General features: G+C 59.3%; 2 protein-coding genes. Both read left to right on the plus strand.

The window, feature by feature from the left end:
- Positions 1–159: 159 nt before the first annotated feature.
- Positions 160–1,812 carry a tetratricopeptide repeat protein gene (locus tag OXF42_03005; protein MCY4047062.1) on the plus strand — a complete coding sequence of 551 codons (1,653 nt, stop codon included), beginning with the start codon at positions 160–162 and terminating at the stop codon, positions 1,810–1,812.
- A 66-nt stretch (positions 1,813–1,878) separates the two neighbouring features.
- Positions 1,879–3,388: hypothetical protein (locus OXF42_03010; GenBank protein MCY4047063.1), on the plus strand; the 1,510-nt coding region annotated here is incomplete at its 3' end.

The raw sequence follows: 3,388 nt of genomic DNA on the forward strand, positions 1-3,388 counted from the left end.
AAAAACCGCCCTCTGACAAACTGCGAAATCGTAAAACCCCCATCCCCCTCTGGATTCCTTGTCGGAGCAAGGAATGACAAGTGGGCGACTCCGCCGCCCGTCTGTGTCCGCGCTTGTCCATCCCGCCCCCGCGCGAATTCCATACAAATTATGGTTAAAATGTCCTCTAAAATGGCGAAACCCAAAAGAAAGCGCGACAAACCCGCCCCGCCGCCCGCTCCCGCCGCCGCCCCCCGAATGTTGCGGATAATCCCGCCTGCGGCGCTGCTGCTGATGGCGGCAGTCGCCTACTTGCCCGCCTACTTCGCCGGTTTCGTCTGGGATGACGTCATATTTCTGGACGCTCCGCAAGTCGCCTCTTTTTCCGGCCTGTGGGATATCTGGTTCAACCCGGCGGACGGCGTGAGAGAGGGGCACTACTGGCCGGTGGTTTACACCTCTTTCTGGCTGGACCATAAACTGTGGGGCTTCAATCCCGCAGGGTTTCACACAGTCAACGTCCTGCTGCACGGGGTCGTCTCCGTGCTTCTGTGGCGCTTGCTGGCGCGGCTTGCCGTGCCCGGCGCATGGCTCGCCGCCGCCGTGTTCGCCCTCCACCCGACACATGTTGAAGCGGTGGCGTGGACCATCGCCCGCAAAGACCTGCTCGCCTCCCTGTTTTACCTGCTGGCGGCCTCATACTGGCTGCGCTACGATGAACACTCACAAACCGGCGACTATCTGAAAATGCTCGCCCTGTTTGCCGCCGGTATGCTCAGCAAGAGTTTTGTCATCACCCTGCCCGCCGCCATTCTGATATGGGCGTGGTGGAAACGCGGACGCGCGGACGGACGGGATTTCAAACGGGTCGCGCCCCTGTTTCTTACCGGCATGGTCATAGCCGCTTACGACATCAGTTTTTTCAACAGCCGCGTTGTCATTGAGTTTGATTACCCGCTTGCGGAGCGGCTGGTCATCGCCGCCAAATCGCTGTGGTTCTATCCCGCAAAACTGCTGTGGCCCGACCCGCTGCCGGTGATCTACCCCAAGTGGGACACCAGCCCCGCAAGCCCGCTGAACTGGCTGCCCGCAACAGCCGCCATCGCCCTCGCGGCTGTTCTGTGGCGGGCAAGACACCGCATCGGACGCGGCCCCCTGGCGGCGGCGCTGTTTTTTGCCGTTACCGTCTCGCCCATGCTCGGCCTCGCGGTCAACTCCTATATGCTGTACGCCTTCACCGCCGACCGCTACGCGTATCTCGCCTCCGCCGGTCTTATAGCCGTATTGACCGCCGCCGCCGTCCTTGCCTACAGGCGGCTGCCCCCCGCCGCCGGACGCGCGGCGCAAACACTCGCCGTCCTGCTGCTTGCCTGTTACGGCGTTCTGACATGGCAGCAGACGCAAGTGTTCCGGAATGACATCTCCCTCTTCACGCACATCATCTCGGTCAATCCGGCGGCGCACAGCGCGCATTACAATCTCGGCAAGGCGCTGATGGACGCGGGACGGCTGGAGGAAGCCGAGGCCGCCTACAAGGCGGAGGTTGCCGGAGACGCCACAGACCCGAAGTATTTGCAGGCCGTCAATTATCTGGCATCCCTGCACTTCAAGGCGAAACGTTATGAAAAGGCGCGGGACCTCTACCAATACAGCATAGGAGTCAATCCGGAGGACGCCGAGAGCCGCCAGAATCTGGGTTCGGCGCTGGCGCAGTTGGGGCGTTACCGGGAGGCGATATCCGAATTTGAGCGGGCGCTCGCCATTGACCCGCAACTCCATGAGGCGCGCGCCAACCTTAAACTGGCGCGGCAAAAACTGGACGAAAGCCGGTGAAGCCCGGCGGCAACCCTCCCGCCTTTACAAACCCCCCTCAATCCCATACCATTTTGCTTTCCCACATTGGACATTCTGCAAAAAACCCTTGCCCCCTTCAGGCAGTTTCGGCTCAGTTTTCTGCCGCCGATAATGGTGTATCTGGCGGCGGGGATTTCAGGGCTTACCGGCATAGTCGGCACTTTCTTCGTTAAAGACTACCTTGACCTCTCCGCCGCCTTTCTTGCCGCGCTGGGCTTCTGGGCGGGGCTTCCGTGGGCGCTCAAAATGCCGGTCGGCCATCTGGTTGACCTGATATGGCGGTGGAAATCCATCCTCGTGTTTATCGGCGCGGCGCTCATCGCGGCGAGCCTGCTTATCATTTACGGACTAATCGCGCACACCGAGGATATGCGGGCAATCTGGCCCGTCTCCAACTGGTTTGTGGCAAGCGTAATCATCAGCCCGGTCGGGTATGTGCTTCAGGATGTGGTTGCGGACGCAATGACCGTTGAGGCCGTTCCCGAAGCCAACGAGCGGGGCGAACAAATCAGCGAAGACGAACTTAAGGTCGCCCACACGGTCATGCAGACATTCGGCAGGGTCGCCATTATCGGCGGCTCAGTTTTAGTGGCAATCATCAACATAGCCGCGTTCAGCGGAGTGGACGAACTCTCTCAAGCGGAAAAGGCGCAGATTTACGGCGAGATTTACCTGATGGCGCTCGCCATTCCGCTTGTGTCCGTCATGGGCGTTGTTCTTGCGGAAATCCTCAAAAGAACGGGGCGAATAAGCGCGGACAGATTTGGAGTGAAGACCCTGCCGAACTGGTGGATACTGGGCGGCGGCCTTGCGTTTGTCGCTTTCAGCATCACAACGGGCCTTTCAAAAATCCCCTTTTCAGAGGAAATAGTGTTCACCGGCTCAATGCTGATAGTGGTCTTCCTTATGCGGAAACTGCTCGCCGAACTGCCGGAAGACAAACACGCCACTCTGATAGGAACGGCGGTAATCATCTTTTTCTTCCGCGCCACTCCGGGCGTGGGGCCCGGCTACAGTTGGTTCACGATAGATGAACTCGGCTTCAACGAGCAGTTCTTGTCATACCTGTCGCTCATTGTCTCCACCCTGACGCTTGCGGGCATAGTCATCTTTCTGCCCCTTATGAGCAGGGCAAAAATAGCGTGGCTTGTCGTTTTTCTGGCTCTGGTGGGGGGCGTTATGTCGCTTCCCAACATCGGGCTTTACCACGGCCTTCACGAGTGGACGGCGGCGCGAACCGGCGGCGTTGTGGATGCGGAGTTTATAGCGATTGTGGACACCGCCCTTGAATCCCCGCTGGGGCAGGTGGCGATGATTCCCCTTCTCGCGTGGATAGCGCGAAGCGCGCCCGACCACCTCAAGGCAACCTTCTTTGCCGTGTTTGCGTCTTTCACAAACCTCGCGCTCTCGGCGAGCAGCCTCGGCACGAAGTATATGAACGAGATATTCACCGTCTCGCGCGAAGTAAGAGACGCCGCGACAAATGCGGTAACAGTGGCAAAAGACTACTCCGAGTTGGGAATGCTGCTGATAACGGTTGTGGCAATAAGCGTTG

Source organism: Candidatus Dadabacteria bacterium (genome assembly GCA_026708565.1).
Classification (GTDB): domain Bacteria; phylum Desulfobacterota_D; class UBA1144; order Nemesobacterales; family Mycalebacteriaceae; genus Mycalebacterium.